Below are 23,552 nucleotides of genomic sequence, written 5' to 3'. Positions count from 1 at the left end.
GGTAAGGCAAGGCATCGTTACGCAGTAATACGCTTGGCTAATACCGACGCCAGTTTATCGTTCATACGCTTAAAGGCGTCAACGGTGGTATCCCAGTCGATACACGCATCAGTAATTGAGACGCCATACGCTAGCTGGCTGAGGTCGGCAGGTACTTTCTGACTTCCCCAGCCGATGTTGGACTCAATCATCAGGCCGATGATGGATGTGTTACCTTCCAGAATCTGATTAGTAACATTTTCCAAGACTAGTGGCTGCAGGGCAGGGTCTTTGTTTGAGTTAGCGTGGGAGCAGTCGATCATGATGTTGGGCGAAATATTGGCTTTTTTAAGCTCTTTTTCCGCCAGGGCGACGCTTACGCTATCGTAGTTGGGTTTGCCGTTACCGCCACGCAGCACGACGTGGCCGTAGGCATTGCCCCGAGTGCGAATAACCGATACCTGACCTGCCTGGTTAATGCCCAAGAAATTGTGTGGGTTGGCAACGGACTGCAGCGCGTTGATGGCAACATCCAGACTGCCGTCGGTGCCGTTTTTAAAACCGACTGGCGAGGAAAGACCGGAAGCCATTTCGCGGTGGGTTTGTGATTCTGTGGTACGCGCGCCCACGGCAGACCAGCTGATACAGTCTTGAAGATACTGGGGCGAAATGGGGTCAAGTGCTTCTGTGGCAAGCGGTAAACCAAGCTCCGCCAGGTCAACGAGCAGCTTGCGAGCAATGTGCAGTCCTTCATCGATCTCAAACGAGTCGTTAAGGTGCGGGTCGTTGATCAGGCCTTTCCAGCCAACGGTGGTGCGCGGTTTTTCAAAGTAAACGCGCATCACGATGTACAGGCTATCACTTACCTGGTCGGCCAGTGTGCGAAGGCGACGGGCATAATCCAGGGCTGCCTCAACATCATGGATGGAGCAGGGGCCGACCACGACCAATAGGCGGGGGTCTTTGCCATCCAGGATATTTTGGATAGTCTGGCGCCCTTCTATAACCGTGCGTTCAGCCGCGTCGGTAAGAGGAACGGCCTGTTTAAGCGCGTCCGGCGTCGTGAGAACATCCTGAGCGAGGACGTTAAGATTGTGAACCTGCTGTTCTGACATCTAGCTACCTATGCTTGCGCAATGAACGGAAAATGGCACCTACTATGGCGTGTCACGGTGGTAAAAATCAATTATTGAGGAACTTGGCAGCGTTGAACAGTGTCAGCTCCTGGATTTTGCAAGTAGGGGGTAAGCGCTTGATGCGTCGCACAGAACGCGTAACACTTAGCGCTATGAATCATTTATGGGGCATTGTTTTGTTAGCCTCTTTCATCACTATCATTAATTAATCCCCAAGGGACACTATGCTGCTTGCTGTGAAGGCCCGCGCAAAGGGGCTAATAGGAATAAGGCTCGACGCACGTCGTACGAGCTGGAGGAGCGTGTGAATGGGCACTCGGGAAACGGACCAACAGCTTGTCGAACGTGCCCAAAAAGGCGATACGCGCGCTTTTGATCTGCTGGTAAAAAAATATCAGCATAAAATTATTGGGTTGATCGGACGCTACGTACATGATCACTCGGAAGTTCAGGACGTGGCGCAAGAGGCATTTATCAAGGCGTACCGGGCGCTGGGTAAATTTCGTGCCGAGAGCGCTTTTTATACCTGGATGTACCGGATCGCCATCAACACGGCTAAAAACCACCTAGTGTCACGTGGTCGTCGCCCGCCCGGTAGCGACCTGGATATTGTCGATGCCGAAATTGTTGATCAAAGCGGTCGGCTGGCCGATGCCGAGTCGCCGGAAGCCGCCATTGCCCGTGATCAGCTTGAGGCAGCGGTTTATGAGGCGATTGAAAACCTACCGGATGATCTACGTACCGCCATTACGTTACGTGAGCTTGATGGCCTGGCGTATGAAGATATTGCCCAGATAATGCAGTGCCCGGTGGGAACCGTGCGCTCACGAATTTTCCGTGCGCGTGAAGCGGTGGATGAACATATTCGCCCTTTGGTGACTACCGCACGGAACAGTCGTGACGATTAATGGTCAATAACAGCAGTACCCAATAGCGTATTTTGCGCATTAGACCTTGTCGGGTAGCTAACGGATTGGTCACAAATAATTACGTTTTTACTTTTTTTGTGAACTGTCTGGAAAGTGGAGCGTCATACAGGCTGACCGCTTTCGATAAGCGGAAGAGAGTTAACAGCCGTGACGCTATTTACAGCAGCGCCTTAAGCAACAAGCACTAAGTTAGAACTAACGTAAGTGCTTATTGCAGGGCAAGTTGTTCAGGTCTTAGCCTGTGAAGTTATTACAGCGGTCACTGCTTATTTGCCGTACTGCGGTAGGACTTCATTTAACACAGTGTGAGGGTGTGAAGTATGAGTCAAAACACACGGGAATCACTTTCAGCATTAATGGATAGCGAAAGTGATGAGCTGGAACTACGCCGAGTGTTGAAGGCACTACCAAATGACGCTGACGCGGCAGATACGTGGCGACGTTACCACTTGGCCCGCAGCATGATGCAGCGTGAGCAAGGCGTGGATATCAGCGTTGATCTGTCGGCCGGTATTATGGCGCGTTTGCAAGACGAGCCTGCGCCGCTGCTTGATGATGCTCAAGAACGCGCTCCCATGCGCTCAAACGGTATCTCTTTTGCACGGGGTGCGGGTGTGGCCGCTGCTGTATCTTTGATGGTGATCACTGGTGTGCAGTTTTTAGGTAACGGTAACAGCAGTGGCACGAGTGTTAGCACTGGCGGCGACATGGCGGTGACTGCATCAAACGGCGGCTCTATGGCTGGGCAGGTGCAGCCGGTAAGCCTGGGCGCTTCTCAGCCTGCCTCCGTGATGTCTGCCAACATGCCCATGTTTGAACCGACGCCGTTCAGGCTAACGGGGCAGTCGCAAAGCGGCTTTATGAATGTAAGCGATGCGGGCTTTGAGTCGGCAGCCGTGCCGCAAACTGCCACCATGCAACAAAGTACTGCCATTGATGTTGATCAAATAAGGCTTCTGCAGTCGTATTTGGAGCAGCACTCTCAAGGTGCCGCTTACGGTAATGGCGACAGCTGGATGCCGTTGATGCGTTCTTCTTCCGTCACTGAGCCGCTGGGTCAGCGTTGATAGCGCTGGCTTAATAAGGCGACGATCGTTAGTGAAGGAATACCCCGCATGATGGTAACTTGGCGAAGCAGGCTGGTGGCTCTGGGCGCATTAATGAGCGTCAGCTTGTTGCCTTTACAGACGTACGCACAAAGCGATACCCAGAACCTTTGTGTTGATACGTCTGCTGCTGAAACGCCCGCCAGCATTGAGCAGTGGCTCGAACGAAGTTTACAGGCGAGCCACTGCTATACCTTCCAGGCCAGAGCGGTGGCGATTAATTCTATCGATGTGCGCACGTTAGCGCTTTCCCATCGCATTCAGGATGGCATCCGCCAGCAGGTGGTGCAGCAACTTGATGGGCCTTCCATCAGTGTTGAGCGCCGCTCGCGAGTAGGGCAGCTAGCCTGGAAAGCTAATGGAAGCAATGGCTTTCCTTCGCTAAAAGGTTGGACGGAGCACACGTCAGAGGTTTACGACATTAGTTTAGAAGAGGGCGCACGTGTTGCTGGGCGAGACGCGGTGAAGTTGCGCTTTGAACCGCATGATAATCAGCGCTATACCCATGAATGGTGGTTAGATAACGCCACGGGACTGTTGCTTAAGCACGTGCTCAGTGATCCTACCGACCGAATTCTCGAAACCTTTCAGGTAACCCAGCTGCATGAGCCCGAGCGCTACGAGGGGCAAATTGTCGTGGACCCCACGCAACCCGCCTCTGAGCCATCTTGGCATGCAGAGTGGCTACCGGAAGGTTTTGTCGCGCAGCCCGTTTCCGCGCGAGATGAAGAGGCGCATCAACGCCTGTATAGCGATGGCTTGGCAACGGTAAGTATTTTTGCTGAGCCGCAGGCTGGCACACAAAATCTTAAAAGTGGCGTTAGCCAAATTGGTGTCTCCTCGATTGCAGTTGAAGCGCATACCCAAGGTGACTTGCAATGGCAGTTGGTAGGCATTGGTGAAGTCCCTCCGTCCATGCTTCAGCGTATCGTTCATTCGGTCGAGTTTGATTAAACGTCGTTAACGGTTGATGCTCTTTACTATTAATGTCCTTTACTACGAGTAAATTACGTCAGAGTAATGTGCAGTGATTAAGCCCTCATGTAATGCCTTAACGCGTTATGGAAACGTCGTCGGCTATACCCAGCATGGATTGTTAGTCGATGTATCGATTAAAGAGGCGTGTCAGCAGTGTGCTCAGGGCCGAGGTTGTGGCATGGGCATACTGGCCCGGCAGCAACGCCAGTGCATCGAAGTAACCTCTTCCCATCCTGTCCTCTTACTTGGCGAGCGCTATCCGCTGGGTAGCCCAGTAACGCTTTGCCTTGAGCGCTCAGATATAACGTTGTTGGCGTTACTCATCTATGCGTTGCCGCTTTTAATGGCACTGGCGTTATCTGGATGTCTGGCCGCGCTAAGGGTGACGGAATGGATCGTGCCTGCCAGCTTTTTTGCGACCCTGTTAATCGGGGTGGTAGGTTTAAAGCATTTGCTTAGCGGGCGAACGGAACGCTTTCGCCCCCGGTTGGTCAGTTAATTGTCCTGCACCTCGCATGAGTTGCATTTCTTTTCGTTTGATGACTGCTTTAGTAGGAGCTCTTGCATGAAGCGCTTGGTTCTCCCCTCGGCACTATGGCTATGCCTGATGGCACTCTTGACGGTAGGTCAAAGTGCTTACGCTTATGATTTACCTGATTTTACAGAGCTGGTTGAGGACGCCGCCCCTGGAGTCGTCAATATCTCAACAAGCCGTACCGTTCAACGTAGTAATGCTCCTTCTGTTGGGGGATTCGGCGGGCAGGAAATTCCGGAAATTTTTCGGCATTTCTTTGGCGATAGTTTCCCCTCGCCGCCAGGGAGTGGCCCGGGGCGTAGCGAAGAGCGCCAATCGCTGGGTTCCGGGTTTGTAATTAGCGAAGACGGCTATGTCATGACGAATGCCCACGTGGTGCAGGATGCCGATGAAATTCTGGTGCGTTTAAATGACCGTCGTGAACTTCCCGCTGAGCTCGTTGGTAGCGATGCCCAGACGGATGTGGCCTTATTAAAAATTGAAGCAACCGGTTTGCCCGTTCTAAACCTGGGTAATTCTGATAATTTGAAAGTGGGCGAGTGGGTCGCTGCCATCGGTTCTCCCTTTGGTTTTGACCATTCGGTAACCGCTGGCATTGTGAGCGCGATTAATCGTACGCTGCCGCGGGATGCTTACGTTCCGTTTATTCAAACCGATGTGGCGATAAATCCCGGTAACTCAGGTGGCCCGCTGTTTAATCTGGACGGCGAAGTGGTCGGGATTAACTCGCAAATCTTTACCCGCAGCGGCGGCTTTATGGGGCTCTCGTTTGCGATTCCGATTAATGTGGCCATGGACGTTGCCGACCAGCTGCGCGAAGGCGGCCACGTTGACCGCGGCTGGCTGGGTGTCATGATTCAACCGGTGTCGCGTGATTTAGCCGAATCGTTTGGTATGGAAAACGCCAGTGGCGCGCTAATTGCGGATCTAGACCCCGAAGGCCCCGCGGCCCAAGGTGGCTTACGTGCAGGGGATGTGATCATTAGCGTTAATGGGGATGAGGTCGATCGTTCAAGCTCATTGCCGCGTTTGATTGGTCGTGCAGCTCCAGGCAGTGAGGTAGAACTGACCTTGATGCGCGATGGCGAACAGGTTACCGAAACCGTTGAGCTGGGCCATTGGCCGGATTCTGAAAAGGCCGAGGGCGAGGGCAGCAATAACCAGGTTCGCTTAGGTATTTCGGTCGCTGAGCTTGACGATACCGTGCGTGAGCGCTTGAACATCGATGGTGGCGTTGAAGTTCGCCAGGTTGAGCCGGGTAGCGTTGCTGCACAGGCGGGTCTGCAAGTGGGTGATGTGCTGGTAAGCATTGACCACCGGGGTGTGTCCTCAGCCGATGAGCTACTAAGCATTGTTGAAGGACTGCCTAGCGATCGGGCAATTCCACTGCGTATTTATCGTGATGGTCGCTCACTGTTTGTCGCTCTGCGCCTAGAATAAACGCTTTTCCTGCCTATTCAGTCCGGCGGTTCACGCCGGACTGCTGTTCCTATCCCCCGCATATCGCTACAATAGCGCTTATCTTTTTAACGAAAATAGATAAAGCGGCCAATGGGCCGACTGTTTTCGAGCTTTAAACTTTCGAGGCGGCCAGTTTTAGAGCCGCTTGCGTACCACTAAGGCAGAACACTTTCGATGTCCCATGACGTTTCTAGCAGCAAGCTCAAAAACATAAGAAACTTCTCAATTATCGCTCACATTGACCACGGGAAATCGACGCTTTCTGACTGTTTGATTCAGACCTGTGGTGGCCTGACCCAGCGTGAGCTGAAAGAGCAAGTGCTCGACTCCATGGACATTGAGCGCGAGCGCGGCATTACCATTAAAGCGCAGTCGGTGACACTCGATTACACCGCGGCCGATGGCGAGGTGTATCAGCTCAATTTCATCGATACCCCCGGGCACGTGGATTTCTCCTACGAAGTATCGCGCTCTCTGTATGCTTGTGAAGGGGCGCTGCTGGTCGTGGACGCGGCCCAAGGGGTTGAGGCGCAATCGGTGGCTAACTGCTATACCGCCATTGAGCAGGGCCTGGAAGTGCTGCCCGTCCTCAATAAAATCGACTTACCCCAGGCCGACCCGGACAAGGTTGCGCAAGAGATTGAGGAAATTATCGGCCTTGACGCTACTGACGCCTGTCAGGTGTCAGCCAAAAGCGGTATCGGCATTGATGGTCTGCTTGAGCGTTTAGTACGCGATATTCCACCGCCCAAAGGCGACCGGGATGCACCTCTGCAGGCACTAATCATTGACTCCTGGTTTGATAACTATCTGGGCGTTGTTTCGCTGGTGCGCTTGTTTGACGGCACGCTGCGCAAGGGCGAAAAAATCCGTATCAAGTCAACGGGCCGCGATTGGAACACCACCGAAGTGGGCATTTTTACTCCGCTGCGCAAAGAAACCAACATTCTGCGCGCCGGTGAAGTGGGCTTTATTGTCGCCGGGATTAAAGAGATCCACGGCGCGCCGGTGGGTGACACCATCACCCATACCAAAACGCCCGATGTGCCGCGTCTGCCGGGTTTCCAAAAGGTGAAGCCTCAGGTGTATGCCGGTATGTTCCCGGTCAGCGCCGATGATTACGAAGACTTCCGTGATGCGCTTGAAAAGCTCGCGCTCAACGATGCTTCTTTAGAGTATGAACCGGAAAACTCGGATGCCCTGGGCTTTGGTTTCCGCGTTGGTTTCCTCGGCACGCTGCACATGGAAATCATCCAGGAGCGGCTTGAGCGCGAATACGACATTGATCTCATTACCACTGCCCCTACCGTGGTATACGAACTCGCCATGAAAAATGGCGATGTCACCTACGTCTCCAACCCCTCCAAACTGCCGGATATGGCAGACGTGGATGAAATGCGTGAGCCTATCGTACGGGCCAGCATACTGGTGCCGCAGGAGTTCGTGGGCAACGTGATCACCGAGTGTGAGCAGCGCCGTGGGACCCAGAAGGACATGCAGTTCCTGGGTAATCAGATTCAACTGGCCTATGAGCTGCCGATGTCGGAAGTGGTCATGGACTTCTTTGACCGTCTGAAATCCATCTCCCGTGGCTATGCGTCGCTTGAATACAATTTCGAGCGTTTTGAAGCGGCCAAGCTGGTGCGTCTGGATGTACTGATCAACAGCGAAAAGGTAGATGCCCTCGCGGTGATCATTCACCGTGACCACGCCCACAGCCGTGGCCGGTTGCTGGTCGAGAAAATGAAAGAGCTGATTCCGCGTCAGATGTTTGACGTGGCTATTCAGGCGGCCATTGGTGGTCAGGTCGTGGCACGTTCCACGGTCAAGGCACTGCGCAAGAACGTGACCGCCAAGTGTTATGGCGGCGACGTAAGCCGTAAGAAGAAGCTGCTGGAAAAACAGAAAGCCGGTAAAAAGCGGATGAAACAGGTGGGGCGCGTTGAAATTCCCCAGGATGCCTTCCTCGCTGTGCTTAAGGTTAACGACTAGGGAATACGTCCTCTATGGATTTTTCATTACTGCTGGTACTGGCCGTTGCAATTTCAGGGGTCATTTATTTCATTGATGCTGTCTGGCTGCGTCCCAAGCGGCGTGAACGCCTGGCCAAGGCGGAGGCGGCGACGGTTGAAGGCGTGGATGGGCCTACGCGGGATAAGCTGCTCAAAGAGCCATGGCCTGTGGACTACGCGCGCTCGTTCTTCCCGGTACTGCTGGTGGTGCTGGTGGTACGCAGCTTCATTGTCGAGCCGTTCCAGATCCCCTCGGGCTCAATGCGGCCAACCCTCGAGGTTGGTGACTTTATCCTGGTAAACAAATTTGCCTACGGACTTCGCCTGCCTGTCGTTCATGACCGTATCCTGGAAGTGGATGATCCTGAACGCGGCGATGTGATGGTATTCCGCTTTCCCGACGAGCCATCGGTCAACTTCATCAAACGTGTGGTAGGCCTGCCGGGTGACCGTATTCGCTACGAAGATAAGCAGCTATACATTAACGATGAGCCGATAGCCAAGACGCTGGTCGAAGAAGGTCCCGAAACCGCGCCTCAAGAGCTATTATTGCAAGAGCAGCTGGGCAGCGCGAGCCACGCCATTTATAACAACCCGCGCGACCCTGGGCCGCAGATGCGTGAAGTCGAAGTGCCCGAAGGCCACTACTTCATGATGGGCGATAACCGCGATCACTCCAACGATAGCCGTTACTGGGGATTTGTACCCGAAGAAAATATAGTGGGGCGTGCCTTTGCCGTATGGATGCATTGGGATGGCGGTCTGCCAAGCTTTAGCAGTGTGCGAAGCATTGAATGAACGGGTTTAGGTTGGTTTTGATCAATCATGTCACTTTAGTTAACGTCAATGACGTAGGAGCTCTGTGAGTAATTCCTTAAACGCTTTTTGCCGACGAATCGGCCACACCTTTGGCGACGAATCGCTCTTGGAGTTGGCCATGACTCACCGAAGCTACGGTGGGCGTAACAATGAGCGCCTGGAGTTTTTAGGCGACTCGATTGTTAACTTCGTTATCGCAGAAGCTTTGTTTCAGCGTTTCCCTCAGGCGCGCGAAGGGCAGTTGTCGCGCCTTCGTGCACGTTTGGTGAAAGGCCAGACGCTGGCTGAACTAGCCCGTGAAATGACCTTTGGCGAATGCTTGCGCCTGGGTTCCGGGGAAATGAAAAGCGGAGGGCATCGTCGCGAGTCGATCCTCGCCGATGCGGTTGAAGCGATAATCGGGGCCATTTATCTGGACGCCGGTATGGATGTCGTCCGAGAACGCGTTCTTTCCTGGTACGCCGAGCGGCTAGAGAATATCTCGTTACAAGATACCCAGAAAGATCCTAAAACACGCTTACAAGAGTTTTTGCAATCGCGTCAGGCAGCGCTGCCGCGCTATGAAGTGGTCTCTGTAAAGGGCGAGGCGCATGCCCAGACCTTTACCGTGGAGTGCTACATTGAGCTACTAAGCGAGCATACCACCGGTAAAGGCCCTAGCCGCCGCCATGCTGAACAGCAGGCGGCCGAAGAAGCGCTTTCGTACCTTGAGAAAAAACCAGGAGACAAATCATGAGCCAATCCTGCGGCTTTGTGGCCATCGTCGGACGGCCTAACGTAGGCAAATCAACCCTCATGAATCGAATTCTGGGGCAAAAAATCTCCATTACCTCACGGCGTCCACAAACCACGCGTCACCAGGTAATGGGCATTAAAACGGTTGAGGACACGCAGTTTATCTACGTGGATACGCCTGGCATGCACATCATGTCGAAAGACCGCAATAAAGCCATCAACCGCTTTATGAACCAGGCGGCTACCCAGGCGCTGCGTGATGTCGACTGTGTGGTGTTTATTATCGACCGCACCCGCTGGACCGAGGAAGACCAGGCGGTACTCAAGCGCCTTGAGCACGTTAAAGCGCCGGTGATTCTGGCGGTCAACAAGGTCGATCGTCTGCAGGACAAGGGTGATCTACTGCCCTGGCTCGCAGAAGTGGGTGCGCGGCGAGAGTTTGCAGCCGTTGTGCCTATTTCGGCCAAACACGGCACTCAGGTGGATACGCTGGAAGAGGAAGTGGCCAAGTACCTGCCGGAAAGTGTGCATTTCTTCCCCGAAGACCAGATTACCGACAAGAGCCTGCGCTTTATGGCGGCTGAGCTTGTGCGTGAGAAAGTCATGCGCCAGCTGGGCGACGAGCTGCCATACCAGATGACCGTCGAGATCGAAGAGTTCCGCGAAACCGAGCGCGTCACGCATATCAGCGCGTTGATTCTGGTGGAACGCCAGGGTCAGAAGGTGATTCTGATCGGTGAAAACGGCGACCGGATCAAGAGCATTGGCCGTGAAGCGCGTCTGGATATGGAGCGTGCGCTGGGTACCAAGGTCATGCTTAATATGTGGGTGAAAGTGAAGCGCGGTTGGTCCGATGACGAGCGTGCTTTGAAAAGCCTGGGTTACGACCTCGATTGAGTGTTGCGATGTCAGCGGAGCCCGCGTTCTTACTGCACCGCAAGCCTTATCGTGAAACCAGTGCGTTGGTGGATTTATTAACGCTGAATAATGGCCGCATACGCGCCGTTGCACATGGCGGGCAGCGGCCGGGGTCGAAGTCACGTCAACGCTTGCAGCCGTTCACGCCACTATTTGTTAGCTGGCGCGGTGAGCGGGATCTCAAGCGACTTACCTTGATGGAGTCGCGGGGGCAGACGGCATTATTGGCGGGTGAGGGCTTGCTATGCGGCCTTTACGCGAATGAAATTGCGACCCGCTTATTACCGTTAGAATTCGCCGCGGGCGATGTTTTTGCCTTCTATACGGCGCTGCTTGAAGCGCTTCCTATCCCTTCTGAACGGGCTTTAGCTTTACGCCGCTATGAGTGGGCACTGCTTGAAGCGCTTGAAGCGACGCCGCGTTTTTGTACACCCGACGGTCATCCGCTAGACCCACAGGTTCGCTACCGGTTTGATGCACAGAGCCGCGCTTTTCTACCCGCAGATAACGGGCTCGAAGCTCGCGCACTGCGCTATGTAGAACAAGGCGACTGGCAGCATGCGGGTCTTGCCAACGTTCTAAAATCCGTTATGCGCGCTGCGCTGGCGCCGCACTTGGGGTCGACCGCTCTGCGCTCTCGGGAGCTTATGGTGGCGCTGGCCCGCCGACGTCAACCATAGTCTACGCTTACGACTTTTCTTGATTGGAGACAGTTATGCATCCTCCTCGCATTCTACTCGGCGTTAATATTGATCATATCGCCACGCTGCGCCAGGCGCGCGGCACCCGCTACCCTGATCCGGTACAGGCCGCTTTACTTGCCGAAGAAGCGGGCGCCGATGGTATTACCGTGCACCTGCGCGAAGACCGCCGCCATATCCAGCCCCGCGATGTGCGGCTATTAGCCGAGATGCTCAATACCCGCATGAACCTGGAAATGGCGGTGACCGAGGAGATGCTTGCGCTGGCCGAGGAAGTGCGTCCGGCTCACGTTTGCCTGGTGCCGGAGAAGCGTGAAGAGCTTACGACCGAAGGCGGATTGGATGTGGTCGGTGGCTTTGACGCTATTGCCAGCGCGTGTGAACGGCTTAAAAAAGCCGGTTGTGACGTGTCGCTATTTATTGACCCTGAAGAAGCGCAAATCGACGCGGCCCATCGCGCTGGCGCACCGACCATTGAGCTGCATACCGGCGCTTATGCTGAAGCCAAACCGGGCAGTGATGTGGCCAATGCAGAGTATGAGCGTTTGACCACTGCCGCCACGCACGCGGTATCGCTGGGTCTGGTGGTTAACGCAGGGCACGGCCTTCACTACCACAACGTAGAAGCGATAGCCGCGCTACCCGGGGTTAATGAGCTAAATATTGGCCATGCCATTATTGCCCGCGCGCTGTTTGTCGGCCTTAAAGAGGCCGTGCAGGAAATGAAACGGCTTATTATCGCCGGTCAGGAAGCAGGCCTGATGGCCGCTTTAGATGCGCATGACCACGAACACGACCATGATCATGCTCATAACCACCATGAATGCTGCGGTCACTAAATCATGATCGTGGGTATCGGCTCCGATATTGCCCGGGTTGCGCGCTTTGCGCAGGCGATGGAGCGTCATGGGCCACGCTTTGCCAGGCGGATTCTGGGGGTTGATGAGTACGCCACCTGGCAGCAAAAGGGCAAACCAACGGCCTATCTGGCCAAACGGTTCGCCGCTAAAGAAGCCTTTGTAAAAGCGCTAGGGCTGGGTCTTCGCGGCGGTATGCAGTGGGGCGATATTCAGGTCGTCAATGACGCCCTGGGTAAGCCCCATCTGCAGTTAAGTCATGAAGCCAAGCGGCTAATGCAGGCATCGGGTGCCACCACCAGCCACATCACGTTAAGTGATGAAGCCGAGTATGCCGTCGCCTTTGTCATTCTTGAGCGTTAGCCCCACGGGCCAGCATACTACGCTGCGTGCGCAGGCGGGCCATGGCGCTATAAAGCGCTTCCAGCAGGCTTTCAACGTGGCTTAGCCCACTGGTGCGCAGCCGTGTTTCCAGCGTTTCAACCAGCAATGCAAGCTCAGGCGCACCACAGTAGCGGCTAGCGCCGTTGAGACCATGCACCCAGTCAATGAGGGCTTCTACATCCTTGCGCGCATAAGCTGTGTGTATTTCTTTTTCGGTTTCATCCAGATTATCGATCAAGCGAATTAGCTGCTCGTAGGCAAGGTGCTTCTTACCTCCGGCAAGCCGTGTGCCCAGCGCCAGATCGACGGCAGGCAGTGCTTCGCTCGTCGGGGAGCTCAGCGAGCTCTCCTGGGAAGTGGCCTGCGTGCTGGCGGGCAGATAAGCTGTAATGTCCAAAAAACGCTGCAATAGCTGCTGAAGCTGCGTTTCATCAATAGGCTTGATCAGCACATCATCCAGACCCGCCGCCAGCCACTGCTGGCGCTCGTTACTTAAGGCATGCGCGGTGACCGCGACAATCGGGCAGCGCGACCAGCGATTGCTGATGCGGCGTAGTGCCTGACTTGTTTGAACACCGTCCATGCCGGGCATGCGGATATCCATAAGCACGATATCCGCCGTGTGATTAAGCGCAAAGGCCAGCGCCTCCTGACCGCTGGATGCCAGCGTAATGCGTATTTGCTCAGTTTCGAGCATAGCCTTAAGTAGTTCTCGGTTGGATGCATTATCGTCAACGATCAAAATATGGATAGCCGAGGCGACAGGCGGTTTAAGTGAGCGGGATATGGGGGGCGCGAGCTTTTTTTGCACTGGCTGAAGTAAGTGGCGCAACGTGGTAGCTAGCTGTACGCGGGTAAACGGCTTACACAGCATTTCGCCGCCATGGGGAAGCTCCCAGGGGGGTAAATCAAAGCTAGTGGTGTTGGCCAGAATCAGCACTGGGCAGCCGGCCTGTTCAATTAATTGTTGCCATTCATGTCTTTTCGCAGCTTCAAACTCTTCTTGTTCAAGGCCCAAAATCAGCAGGTCTTCTTCGCCCTTGGCGCTAAACGCCATGGGGATTGCACCCCAGCGCTCCAGTAAATATTCCAATGCATGACGGGTAGGAATATGCGGCTCATAAAGGCGTATCAGAGGGCTTTCCAGATTTAGCTCGGGCAGCCGTTCACCGCTTTGGTTGGCCAGTAGGGGCAGGGTAAAGGAGAACGTCGTTCCTTGGCCAAGCTCGCTTTCCACGCTGATCTCGCCCCCCATGCGTTCAATCAGTTGGCGGCAGATGGTAAGCCCCAGGCCACTTCCGCCGAACTGGCGTGAATGGCTGGGTTCCGCTTGAGAAAACGCGCTAAATAGCTGCTGTTGGTGCTCCTCACTCAGGCCAATGCCGGTATCGCTGATACTGATACGCAGCACCACGTGCTGCCCTTCCTGGTTGTCGAGCATCACACGCACAATCACTTCACCCTGATGCGTGAACTTAAGGGCATTGCCAATTAGATTGCTAAGTACCTGATGGATACGCAGCGGGTCGCCGCTCAGCGGCGTGGGCACATCATCATAAACCATGGTGACCAGATGTAGACGTTTACGCTGGGCCTCTGGTGCATGCAGGCCAATCACTTCATCCAGCAGGGGCACGATATCGATATCGACTTCTTCAAGCGTTAGGCGATTGGCCTCAAGCTTGGAGAAATCGAGTACGTCATTGACCAGCATTAGCAGGTTATTGCAGGCGCGATGAACGTGTTCAAGCCACTCTTGCTGGCGATGATCCAGCGTTGAGCGGCCCAGTAAACGACAAAAGCCAATAATACCATTGAGCGGTGTGCGTATTTCATGGCTCATGTTGGCTAAGAATTCTGATTTAACCGCATTGGCCCGCAACGCGCTGCGGTGCGCCAAGTCGAGCTTGATATTTTGCTCTTCAATGGTTTCCATTGATTCTTGCAGTTCGCTGGTGGCTTGCTCGATTTGCGTTTGCATGTCACGTTGCGACTGCTGAAAGTGCTCTGTCAGGCTATTTACATGAACCGCTAACTGGTTAAGCTCAATAGGCCGGACGGGGGTTAAATACTGCCGGTAGTCACCCCGCGACAAGCGATAGAGCGCTTGGTTGGCTTCTTCGATAGGGCGGGAAATATACCGACTGAGGGCGAAGGCGCCGAGAAACAGCAGCAATCCCAGCAGCATACCCCCCAGGCTTAAACTGGCTAGAAGCTTATAGCGTTCAAGTGTCAGTGGATGGGTATTCACTTCTGCTTCAAGCCAGCCTGTTCCGGTGCGGCGTATGTCGAACTGAGCATTACCCAGGGGCACCAGCAGTCGCCAGATAGTATCTTCCTCTTCCACCTGGGTTGAGAGGGGGGGCATTAAGCGTGGGGAGAGCTTGGTTGAGCGCCCAAGTGCCAACAAACGGTTGCCCTGCTCATCAAAAAGGCTCACCGCGCTGAGCCCGTGATGATCCAATAATTGGCGAGCCAGTCTTTCCAGACGCTCAGAATCAGCCTCTGACATCGCAGTTTGAAGGCTGGGGGCTAGTAACTCGCCAACATCTTGAAGGCGTTCTTTAAAAGCATCGCGCTGTGCTGTCTCGCTTTGTACCATCAACAAAACAGACATCATGGCATACACCAATAGCGGAAAACCGAGTAGTGCAAATAACAAACGCGTGTTCAATGACATGAAAGAAGCCCGCAATTCAATAAGGTTGCCTGTCAAGCGTAAGGCAGCACCGATATAATGCAGCATAACGGTTATGATAAGGAACGTAAGATGAATTATCCCACGCTAGAGGATGTAGTAGGCAATACGCCGCTGGTGCGCCTAAAAAGAATTACCGCAGGACGCAACAATACGCTGCTCGCCAAGCTTGAAGGCCATAATCCAGCTGGTTCTGTTAAAGACCGGCCCGCGTTATCCATGCTCAATGAAGCAGAAGCGCGGGGTGATATCACTCCCGGCGACACGCTCATCGAGGCTACTTCGGGCAATACGGGCATTGCGCTTGCCATGGCGGCGGCCATCAAGGGCTACAAAATGGTCCTGATCATGCCTGAAAACTCTTCGGAAGAGCGCAAACAGGCGATGGCCGCCTATGGCGCCACGCTAATTTCTGCCAGCAAAGCCGGCGGCATGGAAGAAGCTAGGGATATTGCTGACAGCATGATTGCCAAAGGCGAGGGCAAGCCGCTGAATCAGTTTGCCAACCCGGATAACCCGCTGGCGCACTACCGTACCACGGGGCCGGAATTATGGCAGCAGACCCAGGGTGAGATCACCCATTTCGTCAGCTCCATGGGCACTACAGGCACCATTATGGGCGTCTCGCGGTATCTGAAAGAGCAAAATTCAGCTATTCAGATTGTCGGCCTGCAGCCTGCCGATGGCGCGAGCATCCCGGGTATTCGTCGCTGGCCCGAAGCCTATCTTCCGAGCATCTTTGAAGCGCCACGGGTGGATACCACTCTGGATATTGGCCAGCAAGAGGCCGAAGAACATATGCGGCGCCTAGCGCGTGAAGAGGGTATTTTTGCTGGGGTATCCTCCGGCGGCAGCCTGGCAGGGGCTTTGCGAATTGCCGAGCAAACCGAAAATGCGGTCATTGTCTTTATTGTCTGTGATCGGGGTGACCGCTACCTCTCAACGGGCTTGTACGCCCCGGAGTTATAAATGGCCATGCTGGGTAAGCGGCGTCCATCGCGTGCTGCGTCAGGAAAATCAGGGCTTACGCGAACGTCCGCGCCAAAAACGCCGGTCTCTTCTGAGAGCGACTCATTAGTCATTGAACGCTTGGCCCATGATGGCCGGGGCGTTGCCCACAACGCCGCCGGCAAGGCGGTGTTTGTTGACCGCACGCTGCCTGGCGAGCGGGTCGAAGTGGCCGTGCACGTTAACCGTAAGCGCTTTGATGAAGCGCATGTAAAAGCATTGCTGAGCCGTTCAGCGCAGCGTGTTGAACCGCCGTGTGGCTATTTTGGCCAGTGCGGCGGCTGTCAGCTGCAGCATATGGATATCGAGACTCAGCGCGTACATAAGCAGGACGTGTTGCGTGAGCTCTTTGCCCGCCAAGGGATTACATTAGATACTCCCCGTTTACTACACGGCAGCACGGAACACTATCGGCGCCGGGCACGGCTGGGCGTTAAGGTCGATGGGCAAAATAACGTACTGCTTGGCTTTCGGGCTGCCCATAGCCACCGGCTTATCGATATCAACCAGTGTTACGTGCTGGTCGAACCGCTACAAGCGCTATTGCCTCCTTTACGGACGTTCTTGACCACGCTTGAGGCACCCCGTCAGGTAGGTCATATTGAGCTATTGGCAACCGCCTCTGAATGCGTACTGTTGGTGCGTCAGCTTAAACAGCATGCGGGTGATACCGAGCGTTGGCAGCAGTTTGCCGAGCAGCAGGGCATCGCGCTTGGCGCCTGGGTGGGGCGCGAGTCAGCTGAACTGCATTGGTACAGCGCAGAACCCGTGCTTGAAGAAACCTTGCGTATACAGGGCCAGCCGCCGCTACCGCTGACATTTTTACCCGGCGATTTTTTGCAGGTAAACGCTGAAGTCAACCAATTGATGGTAGCTGAAGTGGTAGCGTGGTTAGCGCCTTCGCCCGACCAGCGCATCGTGGATCTATTTGCCGGAATGGGCAATTTCAGCCTGCCGCTGGCAATGGGCGGCGCCCAGGTTCATGCGGTCGAGGGTAGCCCCAGCATGGTGGCACGGATCAAGACGAACGCAGCTCGTAATCAGCTAGACGTTAGTGCCCAACAGGCTGATCTAAGCGATGACGCGGCGATTAATGGGCTATTAAAGGCCCAGGGCAACCTTGATGCACTGGTGCTGGACCCGCCCCGTAACGGTGCCGAAAGTATTTGTCAGGCGCTTGGCCGTTACCCGGTCTCCCGTGTGGCCTATGTTTCTTGCGACCCGGCAACGCTTGCCCGTGATGCGGCGCATCTGTTGCATGCAGGATACCGAATCAAGCAAGTGGCAGTGGCGGATATGTTCCTGCACACTGCGCATATGGAAACGCTGATGCTGTTCGAGTACGAGGGCTAGCCTGCCCATCGCATCAAGCCACGGTGTTGGCCAGTGTTGGCTAACACCCTGAAGGGATGAATCATAGTCATGGTGAAAGTGCGTGAAGACCAACCGCTGATGGCTAGCGGCAAGGTGGACATACAACAATGGTTAACGCGCCTACAAGAAGATGTGCGCTTACGTGAACCCGAACGCCTTATAGAGGCCAGTGAGCTGGCTGAAAAGCTGGATCGTGAGGCGCCTAATAACCATCGCGTATGGCTATCTCCCGGTTCAAGCTTCCGTATGGGGCTTGAAATGGCCGATATCCTGGCCGACCTGAAACTCGACCAGGCAACCTTGGAAGCCGCCGTACTCTATCGCGCCGTGCGCGAAGAACTGCTCAGCCTGGACGCCGTTACCAAGCGGTTTGGCAGTGAAGTCGCCACCTTGATCGATGGTGTGCTGCAAATGGCGGCCATCAGCTATCCGCTCGCCCCCAATCACGGTATGAGCCAGCATAATCAGCAGGAAAATCTGCGCAAAATGCTGGTCAACATGGTGGGGGACGTTCGCGTTGCGCTGATCAAGATTGCCGAGCGCACCTGTGCGCTACGTCAGGTCAAGGACGCCCCGCTTGAAAAATGCCTGCAGGTGGCGCGGGAAGTGGCTGATATTTACGCGCCGCTCGCTCACCGATTGGGCATCGGACAGATCAAGTGGGAGCTTGAAGACCTTTCGTTTCGCTATCTGCATGAAGATGAGTATAAAGCAATCGCCAAGCTGCTCGCCGAGAAGCGTCTTGATCGCGAGCGCTACATACATGACGTGGTGGAAACCCTCAAAGGTCTGATGGAAGCGCAGCACATTACCCATCATGACGTGAGCGGCCGGGCCAAGCATATCTATTCGATCTGGCGCAAAATGAAGCGCAAGGGGATCGACTTCTCTGAAGTTCACGACGTCCGTGCAGTGCGTATCCTGGTTCCCGAAGTGACCGACTGCTACACCGTGTTGGGCATTGTCCACTCGCGCTGGCACCACGTACCCGACGAGTTTGACGACTACATTGCCAACCCCAAGAAAAATGGCTATCAGTCGCTGCACACCGCGGTGGTCGGGCCTGAAAACAAAGTGCTCGAAATCCAGATCCGCACCTTTGCCATGCACGATGACGCCGAGCTTGGGGTATGTGCCCACTGGCGTTACAAGGGCCACGATACCAACGCCAAAAGTCGCAGCTATGAAGAAAAAATCGCCTGGCTGCGTCAGGTTCTGGAATGGCAGGATGAAGTGGGCGGCTTTGGTGATCTACGCGAAGGGCTTTCAAGCGATGTCGCGCCGGATCGCAACTACGTATTTACCCCCGACGGGCACGTTATCGACTTGCCGCGGATTGCCACGCCTATCGATTTTGCCTACCGCGTTCATACCGAAATCGGCCACCGCTGCCGGGGCGCCAAGGTCAATGGCCGCATTGTACCGCTGACTTACAAGCTCAAGTCGGGCCAGCAGGTGGAAATTCTTACCGCCACCAAAGGCGGTCCGAGCCGGGACTGGTTAAACCCCAGTCTGGGCTATGTGCGCACTTCCCGGGCGCGCGCCAAAATTCAGGCATGGTTCAAGCATCAGGCGCGCGATCAAAACCTGGACGAGGGCCGCGCAATCTTTGAGCGAGAAATGCGCCGTCTGGACGTCGATGGGCTGGATCTACCCAAGCTTGCTGATGCGGTCAATTATCAAAACGCTGATGATATGTACGCAGCGATTGGTGCGGGAGATTTACGGATCGGACAAGTGCTGCATCAAGCGCAGCAGCTGTTTGGCGAAACCGACGATCAGGAACAGCTGGAGCGCCTGCTTGCCAAGCCCCGTCGGCTACCCAGTAAAACGCCCAAAAGCGACATCACGGTACTCGGCGTAGGCAATTTAAAAACCAGCATGGCCAACTGCTGCCGACCGGTTCCGGGCGAGTCGATTGTCGGCTTTATTACCCAGGGGCGGGGAGTGACGGTTCACCGCCAGGATTGCAGCAATATTTTGCAGCTCCGCATGGAAGAACCGCAGCGGATTATAGAAGTGGAGTGGGGCGAACGCGCGCATACCCGCTACCCGGTCACCATCGAAATTCAGGCCTGGGACCGCTCCGGTCTACTGCGGGATGTAACGGGTCTGCTGGGCAATGAGAAGGTCAATGTGCTGGCGGTCAATACACTGACCGACACCAACGAAGGCATCGCGCGCCTGCGGATTACACTAGAGGTAGATGGTCTTGAGTCACTGGGTCGACTCTTTTCGCGTATCCAGCAGCTGCCCAATGTGACCGAAGTACGTCGTCTTCGAAACGCAGACCCTAATAAAGACGATCAGCATGGAGGGCGCTGATGCGCTATAACCTGGATGACCTGCTGACGTTGATGCAGGTGCTGCGTGACCCTGAACAGGGCTGCCCGTGGGATATTCAGCAGGGCTGGGACAGTATTGTGCCGCATACCCTGGAAGAGACCTACGAGGTTGCCGATGCCATTGAGCGGCGCGCGTTCGATGAGCTGCCGGGCGAGCTTGGCGATCTACTCTTTCAAGTGGTGTATTACGCCCAGTTTGGCGCGGAAGAGCAGCGGTTTGATTTTCACGATATCGTGCATACGCTGACGGCTAAAATGCTGCGCCGTCATCCGCACGTGTTTCCTGAGGGCACGCTTGCCTCGCGACGCCCACCGGGTGTGAGCGCTGAAGAACTACAAACCCAACAGGTTAACCGCCGCTGGGAATCGCTTAAGGCAGAAGAGCGCGCCGAGCGCACCGCCGCTGATGCGCCTTCTGTATTGGATGATGTGCCCCATACGCTGCCTGCATTAAGCCGCGCCGCCAAGCTCTCCAAACGTGCGGCGCGGGTGGGGTTTGACTGGCCCGATGCGCGCGGCGTTATCGATAAAATCCGTGAGGAGCTTGAGGAAGTGGAACAAGCCCTGGCGGAAGGTGATACCCGCCACGCCCAAACGGAAGTGGGGGATCTGCTGTTTGCGGTGACAAATTTAGCCCGAACGCTCGGCGCTGACCCTGAGCAGTGTTTACGTGGTACCAATGCCAAGTTCGAGCGCCGTTTTCGCTATGTGGAGCGCACGTTACATGCGAGCCAACGTCCGCTAACCGAGGCTTCTCTAGATGAGATGGAAGCCCACTGGCAGGCGGCTAAAGATCAAGAATAAATTTTTAACGTTAACCTGATAACGACGCGACCCCGCTAGGAGGCCTTGCCAATGAGTCATGACCTACACGAATCGCTGCGCGATAACGTCCGTATTCTGGGCGATAGCCTGGGGCGTACAATCGCCGATGATCTGGGCCAAGCTTTTGTCGATAAAATAGAAACAATCCGGGCACATGCCAAGCGTGGCCGCCAAGGGGACTCCCTTCAGCAGCGCGAACTTATCGAATATTTACGCAAATTACCCGAGCGTGACCTGCTGCCGGTAACGCGCGCTTTTAACCAGTTTTTAAACTTTGCCAACATTGCCGAGCAGCACTATCGGGCGCGTTTTCGGCGCGTAGAGGATTACAAACCTGGCTCACAGCCAGCGTTGGACGAGTTGCTGGCGCGTGCCCAACAGGCAGGTAACTCACCGCGCAAGCTGGTGGAAACTCTCGCCAACATGCGGGTCGAGCTGGTGCTTACCGCGCATCCCACCGAGGTTATCCGCCGCACGCTGATTCAAAAATACGATGCTATCGATGAGTGTCTGACCGCGATTGAAGGCTCTGAAGACTACCCCGAGCGCGGTGCTCGCGCCCAGGGGCGGCTTGAAGAGCTTATTAGTCAGGCATGGCATACCGATGAAATTCGTCATGAACGACCGACCCCGGTTGATGAGGCCAAATGGGGTTTTGCAGTCATCGAGAATTCGCTGTGGCAGGCCGTACCGGATTTTCATCGCGACTTGGATAACCTGCTTCTGGAGAATGCTGGCGAGCGCCTGCCTCTGGATGCCGCGCCTATTCGCTATGCATCGTGGATGGGTGGGGACCGTGACGGTAACCCCAATGTGACCGCGCGCGTTACTCGCGAGGTCCTTCTGTTAGGGCGCTGGATGGCCGCAGACCTTTACCTGCGCGATTTAGAGCAGCTAAAAACCGAGCTCTCCATGTGGAAGGCCAACAGCGCTTTGAAAGCCGAAGTTGGCGATGTGGCCGAGCCGTATCGCGAACTGCTTAAACGCCTGCTGCTTAAAATGGAAGCCACCCGAGACTGGGCCAAGGCGAAGCTGGATGGTCGTAATTATGATGGCGGTCCGATTGTTGAAACCCGCGATCAGATATACGCGCCATTGCTTGCCTGCTATCGCTCGCTTTGCGATGTGGGGCTGGATACCGTCGCCAACGGTTCACTGCTGGATACTCTGCGCCGTGTCGCCGTGTTTGGCGTTACGCTTACCAAGCTGGACCTGCGTCAGGAAGCCAGCCGCCACGCTCAGGTCATTGAAGAGCTCACCAGCACCTTGGGGCTGGGCCACTATGAAGAGTGGGACGAAGCCCAGCGCCAGGCCTTTCTGCTCGAAGAGCTTGCCTCGCGGCGCCCGCTTATTCCGCGCCGCTGGGAGTGCTCCGCTGAGTCCCGTGAGGTGCTGGATACCTTTAAGGTGATCGCTCAGGAACATACTGAAGCGCTCGGCACTTACATTATCTCCATGGCCGCCGAGCCGTCGGACGTACTCACCGTGGCACTGTTAATGAAAGAAGCTGGTGGTGAGGTCACGCTGCCCATTGCACCGCTATTTGAGACGCTCAACGATCTGGACCATGCGGGCGATGTGATTGAGCAGCTACTGACGCTACCCGGTTATCGGGCACTGATCGGGGATCGTCAGGAAGTCATGATTGGCTACTCCGACTCCGCCAAAGATGCCGGGCAGTTAGCCGCTGCCTGGGCTCAGTACCGCGCCCAGGAAGCGCTGGTGAATGTTTGTGAGCGGCATGGCGTTGATTTGACCCTGTTCCACGGGCGTGGTGGTACCGTGGGCCGTGGGGGCGGTCCGGCACACGCCGCTATCTTGTCGCAACCCCCGGGTTCGGTAAATGGCAGCCTGCGGGTCACTGAGCAGGGCGAGATGATTCGTTTCAAGTTCGGCCAGCCGGACATTGCCCTTCGCTCAATGGAAATTTATGCCTGTGCTGTGCTTGAGGCCACCTTGCTGCCGCCTCCCGCGCCAGAGCCCCATTGGCGCGAAGAGATGGACAAACTCGCCCACATCGCGCATGCAGGGTACGTGGGTGTCGTGCGTGAAAACCCGGATTTTGTGCCGTATTTCCGCGCGGTGACGCCGGAAGGCGCGCTGGGGCGTTTGCCGCTCGGCTCGCGTCCCGCCAAGCGACGCCAGGATGGCGGTGTTGAAACGCTACGCGCGATTCCCTGGATATTTGCCTGGACACAGATCCGCTTGATGCTGCCCGCGTGGTTGGGAAGTGGCGAGGCCTTCGCCCGCCGCCTGGAGGAGCCGGGCGGGCTGGAAGTTCTTCAGGAGATGCGTACGAACTGGCCGTTTTTTGGCACCTACCTGGACATGCTGGAGATGCTGCTCGCCAAGGCCGACACTGCTATTGCCGCGTACTATGAACACCGCCTGGTTGATGAGCCGTCGCTTAAATTACTGGGTAAGGAATTGCGCGAACGTTTTGCCCGCCTGGAAGAAGTGCTGTTGAATATTCTCCAGCAGGAAAAGCTGCTTGAGAATACGCCGCTGATTCGCCAGGCGATTGATGTGCGTAACCCCTATATTGACCCGCTGCACGGATTACAGGCCGAGCTTTTACAGCGTAACCGCGATGCCGATGGCGCCATTAGCGCGGATCTTTCGCGCGCGCTAATGGTAACGATGGCGGGTATTGCCGCGGGCTTACGCAATACCGGTTAGGTGCCCAGGCTAGTTGTGCTTATGCCGCCAGCGCCGCTGGCGCTGGCGGCATAAATTAACACTTCAGGAGTCG

The 23,552-nt window shown here is 55.3% G+C and carries 19 protein-coding genes; 17 read left to right on the top strand and 2 right to left on the bottom strand.

Annotated elements, in window-relative coordinates:
• Positions 1-17: 17 nt before the first annotated feature.
• On the bottom strand, positions 18-1,094 hold the full coding sequence (locus tag ACT3R7_RS00340) for a 3-deoxy-7-phosphoheptulonate synthase (protein WP_441675510.1): 1,077 nt from the start codon (positions 1,092-1,094) through the stop codon (positions 18-20).
• Between the two features lie 329 nt (positions 1,095-1,423).
• Between ACT3R7_RS00340 and rpoE the strand changes: the two genes are divergently transcribed.
• The 12 genes from rpoE to acpS all read left to right on the top strand — a co-directional run bounded on the left by rpoE (position 1,424) and on the right by acpS (position 12,529).
• Positions 1,424-2,023 (top strand): RNA polymerase sigma factor RpoE, encoded by a 600-nt coding sequence (gene rpoE / locus ACT3R7_RS00335; RefSeq protein WP_018915838.1) that lies wholly within the window; start codon positions 1,424-1,426, stop codon positions 2,021-2,023.
• Between the two features lie 341 nt (positions 2,024-2,364).
• Positions 2,365-3,111 carry a sigma-E factor negative regulatory protein gene (locus ACT3R7_RS00330; protein ID WP_496198704.1) on the top strand — a complete coding sequence of 249 codons (747 nt, stop codon included), beginning with the start codon at positions 2,365-2,367 and terminating at the stop codon, positions 3,109-3,111.
• A gap of 48 nt (positions 3,112-3,159) precedes the next feature.
• Positions 3,160-4,104, top strand: a complete 945-nt coding sequence (locus ACT3R7_RS00325; protein ID WP_441675508.1) for a MucB/RseB C-terminal domain-containing protein — start codon at positions 3,160-3,162, stop codon at positions 4,102-4,104.
• A gap of 73 nt (positions 4,105-4,177) precedes the next feature.
• Positions 4,178-4,627 carry a SoxR reducing system RseC family protein gene (locus ACT3R7_RS00320; protein WP_441675507.1) on the top strand — a complete coding sequence of 150 codons (450 nt, stop codon included), beginning with the start codon at positions 4,178-4,180 and terminating at the stop codon, positions 4,625-4,627.
• Between the two features lie 66 nt (positions 4,628-4,693).
• A complete protein-coding gene (locus tag ACT3R7_RS00315; RefSeq protein WP_496198703.1) occupies positions 4,694-6,103 on the top strand; it encodes a DegQ family serine endoprotease in 1,410 nt (469 codons plus the stop codon).
• Positions 6,104-6,298: 195 nt separating this feature from the next.
• Positions 6,299-8,116, top strand: coding sequence for a translation elongation factor 4 (lepA, locus tag ACT3R7_RS00310; RefSeq protein ID WP_496198702.1), 1,818 nt, complete (start codon positions 6,299-6,301; stop codon positions 8,114-8,116).
• 14 nt (positions 8,117-8,130) lie between these two features.
• On the top strand, positions 8,131-8,934 hold the full coding sequence (gene lepB / locus ACT3R7_RS00305) for a signal peptidase I (RefSeq protein WP_192538880.1): 804 nt from the start codon (positions 8,131-8,133) through the stop codon (positions 8,932-8,934).
• Positions 8,935-8,998: 64 nt separating this feature from the next.
• Entirely contained in the window at positions 8,999-9,691 is a 693-nt protein-coding gene (gene rnc / locus ACT3R7_RS00300) for a ribonuclease III (RefSeq protein WP_026285570.1), read from the top strand.
• Entirely contained in the window at positions 9,688-10,587 is a 900-nt protein-coding gene (gene era / locus ACT3R7_RS00295; protein ID WP_018915846.1) for a GTPase Era, read from the top strand. Before rnc ends, era begins: the two co-directional genes overlap by 4 nt.
• A gap of 8 nt (positions 10,588-10,595) precedes the next feature.
• Positions 10,596-11,288, top strand: a complete 693-nt coding sequence (recO, locus tag ACT3R7_RS00290) for a DNA repair protein RecO (protein ID WP_441675974.1) — start codon at positions 10,596-10,598, stop codon at positions 11,286-11,288.
• 35 nt (positions 11,289-11,323) lie between these two features.
• The gene (gene pdxJ / locus ACT3R7_RS00285) at positions 11,324-12,148 is read left to right on the top strand and encodes a pyridoxine 5'-phosphate synthase (protein WP_192538883.1); all 825 of its coding nucleotides are present in this window, start codon (positions 11,324-11,326) and stop codon (positions 12,146-12,148) included.
• 3 nt (positions 12,149-12,151) lie between these two features.
• A complete protein-coding gene (acpS, locus tag ACT3R7_RS00280; RefSeq protein WP_441675976.1) occupies positions 12,152-12,529 on the top strand; it encodes a holo-ACP synthase in 378 nt (125 codons plus the stop codon).
• On the opposite strand, the gene ACT3R7_RS00275 is transcribed toward acpS, so the two are convergent.
• On the bottom strand, positions 12,513-15,230 hold the full coding sequence (locus ACT3R7_RS00275; protein ID WP_441675977.1) for an ATP-binding protein: 2,718 nt from the start codon (positions 15,228-15,230) through the stop codon (positions 12,513-12,515). The genes acpS and ACT3R7_RS00275 overlap by 17 nt on opposite strands.
• 90 nt (positions 15,231-15,320) lie before the next feature.
• On the opposite strand from ACT3R7_RS00275, the gene cysM reads away from it, so the two are divergent.
• From cysM to ppc, 5 genes are all read left to right on the top strand, one after another.
• Entirely contained in the window at positions 15,321-16,217 is an 897-nt protein-coding gene (gene cysM / locus ACT3R7_RS00270; RefSeq protein ID WP_192538886.1) for a cysteine synthase CysM, read from the top strand.
• Complete coding sequence (gene rlmD, locus ACT3R7_RS00265; RefSeq protein WP_496198701.1) at positions 16,218-17,609, top strand: 23S rRNA (uracil(1939)-C(5))-methyltransferase RlmD; 1,392 nt, start codon at positions 16,218-16,220, stop codon at positions 17,607-17,609.
• Positions 17,610-17,678: 69 nt separating this feature from the next.
• The gene (gene relA / locus ACT3R7_RS00260) at positions 17,679-19,955 is read left to right on the top strand and encodes a GTP diphosphokinase (protein WP_192538888.1); all 2,277 of its coding nucleotides are present in this window, start codon (positions 17,679-17,681) and stop codon (positions 19,953-19,955) included.
• Positions 19,955-20,779 (top strand): nucleoside triphosphate pyrophosphohydrolase, encoded by an 825-nt coding sequence (mazG, locus tag ACT3R7_RS00255; protein WP_417422249.1) that lies wholly within the window; start codon positions 19,955-19,957, stop codon positions 20,777-20,779. Before relA ends, mazG begins: the two co-directional genes overlap by 1 nt.
• A gap of 51 nt (positions 20,780-20,830) precedes the next feature.
• The gene (ppc, locus tag ACT3R7_RS00250; protein WP_417422248.1) at positions 20,831-23,479 is read left to right on the top strand and encodes a phosphoenolpyruvate carboxylase; all 2,649 of its coding nucleotides are present in this window, start codon (positions 20,831-20,833) and stop codon (positions 23,477-23,479) included.
• Positions 23,480-23,552 lie beyond the last annotated feature (73 nt).

It is taken from the genome of Halomonas sp. AOP43-A1-21 (assembly GCF_052376775.1).
Classification (GTDB): Bacteria; Pseudomonadota; Gammaproteobacteria; order Pseudomonadales; family Halomonadaceae; genus Vreelandella; species Vreelandella colorata.
Note: the sequence above shows the minus strand (reverse complement) of the source record. Positions and strands in the feature narration are given on the sequence as shown.

Excerpts from the sequence above, each read along its gene's own strand:
- ACT3R7_RS00340 (WP_441675510.1), bottom strand. The coding sequence starts at position 1,094 with ATGTCAGAACAGCAGGTTCACAATCTTAACGTCCTCGCTCAGGATGTT.
- rpoE (WP_018915838.1), top strand. The coding sequence starts at position 1,424 with ATGGGCACTCGGGAAACGGACCAACAGCTTGTCGAACGTGCCCAAAAA.
- ACT3R7_RS00330 (WP_496198704.1), top strand. The coding sequence starts at position 2,365 with ATGAGTCAAAACACACGGGAATCACTTTCAGCATTAATGGATAGCGAA.
- ACT3R7_RS00325 (WP_441675508.1), top strand. The coding sequence starts at position 3,160 with ATGATGGTAACTTGGCGAAGCAGGCTGGTGGCTCTGGGCGCATTAATG.
- ACT3R7_RS00315 (WP_496198703.1), top strand. The coding sequence starts at position 4,694 with ATGAAGCGCTTGGTTCTCCCCTCGGCACTATGGCTATGCCTGATGGCA.
- lepA (WP_496198702.1), top strand. The coding sequence starts at position 6,299 with ATGTCCCATGACGTTTCTAGCAGCAAGCTCAAAAACATAAGAAACTTC.
- lepB (WP_192538880.1), top strand. The coding sequence starts at position 8,131 with ATGGATTTTTCATTACTGCTGGTACTGGCCGTTGCAATTTCAGGGGTC.
- era (WP_018915846.1), top strand. The coding sequence starts at position 9,688 with ATGAGCCAATCCTGCGGCTTTGTGGCCATCGTCGGACGGCCTAACGTA.
- recO (WP_441675974.1), top strand. The coding sequence starts at position 10,596 with ATGTCAGCGGAGCCCGCGTTCTTACTGCACCGCAAGCCTTATCGTGAA.
- pdxJ (WP_192538883.1), top strand. The coding sequence starts at position 11,324 with ATGCATCCTCCTCGCATTCTACTCGGCGTTAATATTGATCATATCGCC.
- acpS (WP_441675976.1), top strand. The coding sequence starts at position 12,152 with ATGATCGTGGGTATCGGCTCCGATATTGCCCGGGTTGCGCGCTTTGCG.
- ACT3R7_RS00275 (WP_441675977.1), bottom strand. The coding sequence starts at position 15,230 with ATGTCATTGAACACGCGTTTGTTATTTGCACTACTCGGTTTTCCGCTA.
- cysM (WP_192538886.1), top strand. The coding sequence starts at position 15,321 with ATGAATTATCCCACGCTAGAGGATGTAGTAGGCAATACGCCGCTGGTG.
- rlmD (WP_496198701.1), top strand. The coding sequence starts at position 16,218 with ATGGCCATGCTGGGTAAGCGGCGTCCATCGCGTGCTGCGTCAGGAAAA.
- relA (WP_192538888.1), top strand. The coding sequence starts at position 17,679 with ATGGTGAAAGTGCGTGAAGACCAACCGCTGATGGCTAGCGGCAAGGTG.
- mazG (WP_417422249.1), top strand. The coding sequence starts at position 19,955 with ATGCGCTATAACCTGGATGACCTGCTGACGTTGATGCAGGTGCTGCGT.
- ppc (WP_417422248.1), top strand. The coding sequence starts at position 20,831 with ATGAGTCATGACCTACACGAATCGCTGCGCGATAACGTCCGTATTCTG.